The 4,216-nt window shown below is 42.5% G+C and carries 5 protein-coding genes; 1 reads left to right on the top strand and 4 read right to left on the bottom strand.

Annotated elements, in window-relative coordinates; all coding sequences use genetic code 11:
* The 3 genes from PI95_RS36550 to der form a co-directional block, all read right to left on the bottom strand.
* Positions 1–216, bottom strand: a 216-nt coding sequence (locus PI95_RS36550; protein ID WP_236117336.1) for a hypothetical protein, incomplete at its 3' end; no start/stop codon positions are given.
* Positions 217–410: 194 nt separating this feature from the next.
* On the bottom strand, positions 411–1,340 hold the full coding sequence (locus PI95_RS34730; protein ID WP_039752517.1) for an energy-coupling factor transporter transmembrane component T family protein: 930 nt from the start codon (positions 1,338–1,340) through the stop codon (positions 411–413).
* A 123-nt stretch (positions 1,341–1,463) separates the two neighbouring features.
* Entirely contained in the window at positions 1,464–2,828 is a 1,365-nt protein-coding gene (gene der / locus PI95_RS34735; RefSeq protein ID WP_039752516.1) for a ribosome biogenesis GTPase Der, read from the bottom strand.
* A gap of 76 nt (positions 2,829–2,904) precedes the next feature.
* Here der and PI95_RS34740 point away from each other — a divergent pair, with 76 nt between their 5' ends.
* Entirely contained in the window at positions 2,905–3,537 is a 633-nt protein-coding gene (locus PI95_RS34740; RefSeq protein ID WP_039752515.1) for a hypothetical protein, read from the top strand.
* Between the two features lie 168 nt (positions 3,538–3,705).
* Here PI95_RS34740 and PI95_RS34745 read toward each other — a convergent pair whose 3' ends face one another.
* The gene (locus tag PI95_RS34745; RefSeq protein ID WP_236117337.1) at positions 3,706–4,062 is read right to left on the bottom strand and encodes a Uma2 family endonuclease; all 357 of its coding nucleotides are present in this window, start codon (positions 4,060–4,062) and stop codon (positions 3,706–3,708) included.
* Positions 4,063–4,216: the final 154 nt, after the last annotated feature.

The raw sequence follows: 4,216 nt of genomic DNA on the forward strand, positions 1-4,216 counted from the left end.
AAGATCCTCAACACGATAGCGAGTCACAAAGGATGTTCGCGCTTCGCGTCTTTGAAGGAGAAGCCTGTCCATTTTTGTCCGGGTGAGCGTCCAAGGGCGAGTCCTTCCCGCGAGCCTAATGGGGACAGGCTTCAAGGGTTCGGGGAGACGCGAAGCGCGAACATCACTCATTTGTCGTGGGGAAAAAGCGGATCTACCTAACTTGCCTGTCCCCACGACTATTTCGATTGAAGGCTCGACCGATTTTTCAAGCCTTCGTTCTAAACCTGTTTCTTACGGCAATTTCGACCCGCTCGGTATGGAGCCAAGATCCAAAAGTTGTAGCTAGAAGGTGCAAAAAGGTTGCGCTCAATTACTCTCTTTTTTTCCACGGGGAAGCGATCGCCAATACCAAGGCTTGATCGTATCGTTTAAGAAACCTCACTTCCTACAGCTAGCCGCACTCCCCAAAATAAAATAAGCAACGCGATCGCTACCCAATCACGAGTTGTAAACCGTAATTCGTGCCATTGTACGCGATGTTCGTTAGGACTGGTAAAGCCGCGCACCATCATTGCGCTAGCCATTTGTTCTGCCCGTAGTAGCAAATTTTCTAACAGTCTTTCTGCTACCAGCAGCCAAACTTTAACGCTTCCTTTCAATCCTAGCTTTTTCCAATTTATTGCTCTTGTCATCACAGAGCGAATTAAATTTTGCACTTCTTCTAAAACTAGGGGAATAAACCGCAACGACAAAGTTAAAGTTAAAGTCAATTCGGTGACAGGTACTTTCAACCGTCGTAGCGGTTGCATTAAGTTTTCTATAGCAGCGGTGATTTCTTCGGGTGCGGTTGTCAGCAGATAGAGGTTGGTGCTGTAAATTAAAGTAAACAACATTGCACTCAAGCTGACTGCCAAATCTAAAGAGCGGCGCGTGACTTTTATGGCTCCAGCTTCAAAAACTACGTAAGTATATTGTTTGGGGTTCTTAACTTGATTTTTTGAGCTTTGTGCTTGTTCTGAGTTCGCTTTGTTTAACTGTGAACTTTCAGATGTGGTCAGGCGCGGTTGATAATTTATACCCAATCCATCCGGACTGATAGCGGCAATTAAAAGTACAAGAAACGAGACTGTTAACAGCCAACCCATCTGCTGTTGCCATACTCGCACAGGAATTTTGGCTATGAGGGTAGCGACAATTAAAATTAATACCAATAATACCCGCCACTCGTTAAGAGCGTATATATAGGTAGTTAAAAAACTCATCAACCAGAAAAACTTGACACGCGGATCGAGTTTATGCAGCCAAGTTATCGGTTGTTCGAGGTAAAGACCAAGTGGAAGCGATCGCAGTAAATCCATTATAAAGTTAGAAGTTAGGAGTTAAAAGTTAGGAGGAGCGGAGTTTAACTCATCAACGCCAGATTGCTCAAACTCCTCCACCCCCGCACGCAACTGGCTCCTCATAATTCATAACTCATAACTTCATTTGACGCGAGTTGCTCTATTGACATTACCACTTTCCATGTCACGCACTTTCTTACTCCGCCACAGTAAACGAATCGGTGTGCCTTTAAATCCTAATTGTTGCCGGAATTGGCGCTCAATGTAGCGACGATAGTTTTCATTGAAGCGTTTTGCTTCATTGACAAACAGCGCTATTGTTGGTGGTTGGCTGGTGACTTGCGTACCATAATAAATCTTACCTTGGCGTCCGCCGCGTGTCGCTGGGGGCGAATGCCAGCTAACTGCTTCTTCCAAGACTTCGTTAATTACCGATGTGCTGACTCGACGTTTATGTGCTTCAGAAGCGGTATTCACCAATTCTAAAATCTTTTCTACCCGTTGTCCGGTGACGGCACTGACAAAAATCGTTTCTGCCCAATCGGTGAAATGCAGCTTTTCAGTTAAGATTTTTTCGTAGTCGTAAATTGTGTAAGAGTCTTTTTCGACAGCATCCCACTTATTAACGACAACAACACAAGCTCGACCTTCTTCGATAATTCGCCCAGCTAATTTTTGGTCTTGTTCGGTGACACCATCTACAGCATCTAATACTAATAAAACCACATCGGCGCGGCGAATCGCTTTAAATGCGCGGTTGATGCTAAAGAATTCTGTACCGTATTCAATGTGTTTCTTTTTTCTAATTCCGGCAGTGTCAATTAAGCGGTAAATTTGTCCATCGCGTTCAACGACGGTATCAATTGCATCGCGAGTTGTACCAGAAATCGGGCTGACAATCGCTCTTTCTTCACCGACGAAAGCATTCAATAAGCTTGATTTACCGACATTTGGGCGACCGATAATTGCTACATTGATTTCATTATTTTCTGGTATATTTTCGACAATGGGTAGGTGGTTAATTAACTCGTCGAGTAACTCACCTGTACCGTTACCATGAATACCAGATACCGCGAACGGTTCACCTAATCCCAATTGCCAAAATTCCGCAGCTTGAACTAAACCTTGTTCTGGGGATTCACATTTATTTACGGCAAGCAAAACGGGTACAGTTTGTTGACGCAACCACTCAGCGATTTCCTCATCAGCAGAGGTTAATCCTAATTGCCCATCGACAACAAATATAGCGGCACTTGCTTCTTTTAGTGCCAAAGAAGCTTGTTGACGAATTAGTGGTAAAAATTCCGTTTCATCATTAAATACTAAACCACCAGTATCGACTACGAGATATTCGCGATCGCCCCAGTAAGCTGGTAAGTAAGTGCGATCGCGTGTCACTCCGGGTTCATCGTGAACAATCGCTGACTGTTGTCCGGCAAGACGATTCACCAGGGTGGATTTGCCCACATTCGGGCGTCCGATAATTGCAACAATAGGTAACTTCATGTATAGGATGCAGAATACTGCAAATCTTTATTGTAGCGAGTTAGAGTAACATTGTACCTTCTTGAAACTTAATACTATGACGCAAACAATCCAAGCAAAAGATATAAACTTACGCTACTTAATCGATAGATTTGGTATTCAGCTAGTTGACAATGACCAATTCTTCCGCGAGTGGGAAGACGATTTACCAGAAATAACTGATTTAGATAAACAACTTTTAGACAAAGTAAAAGCGGGTTTTATCAATCTTCTTAATTACCCACCAATGCTAGAAGATATCGTCAGAATGGCGGTACTCGATCCAATTCTGTTTATCGCCGACTTCTACTTACACCCTTTTTATGTCAAATCAGAGGAATCTGTTGATATTGTCACAGAAGATGAAGGTGTAATTATCAAAGGAAGAATTGACACCTTAGTTTTAAAAGACCAATTTTGGGTGATGGTGATTGAATCCAAAAGAGCATCTTATTCTATTGAAGAAGGATTAGCGCAAATTATCGCTTATATGCTAGCAAATCCTCATCCGGAGAAACCTAGCTTTGGTATGATTACTACAGGTGGTAGCTTCATTTTCGTCAAATTAGTTAAAGGCGAAATTATACAGTATGCGACATCTAAGTTGTTTGCAATTCGCAACCCAGGAAATGATTTATATGATGTTTTCAGAATACTTAAACGTCTCAGCCAATTAGTGATTAATGCTTAATATCGCTTTTTTCCCGAAATTCAGAAGTGAATTTGCTGAAGAAGATAGGCAACTAGCTGAAGAAGGATTAGACGAATATACAGAACTTTTGAGACAAGAAGACGTGAAATGACCTTTGGAGAAACGATTTGCCCCGACTTCTCGCGAGAAGTCGGGGATCTGAGTCTTTCAAATCAATTCTGCCTCTTCAAAAATTTGCCTGACTGTTAACTCCAAACCAGGAAGCAGCGCATCAACAATCGGTGTAGTATCTGTATAAACTTGACTTGAATCAGCCGAGAAAAACACTTTAATATTTATCGCATCCGGATCTACAATCCAAACTCGTGAAACTCCAGCCGCAAAATAATCTTTTGCTTTGTCTTCAAATTCCTTCAATGTTTGGTCTGGAGAGATAATTTCAATTACCAATTCCGGAATTGCTGGACAAGCTTCATTACGTTTCCAGCTTTTAGGTAATCGTTCATAAGAAATATACGTCACATCTGGTAAAGGTACCCAATCTTTACCCCGACGCTTTAACAAAATAGCCCATTCTGATCCGACTCTACCTTTACCGAAGGGAGGGGAAAAGGGGAAAGGAAAAAAGCGGAAAATCTGAGCGGAGGTTTCCTCCGTTCCCCGCAGGGGTTGCCGCAGGCATCAGACTTTTTCAAGACAGGGGAAATGTTGAAATTAT

Origin of the sequence: Hassallia byssoidea VB512170 (assembly GCF_000817785.2) — a bacterium.
In the GTDB taxonomy this organism is placed as follows: domain Bacteria; phylum Cyanobacteriota; class Cyanobacteriia; order Cyanobacteriales; family Nostocaceae; genus Hassallia; species Hassallia carrinoi.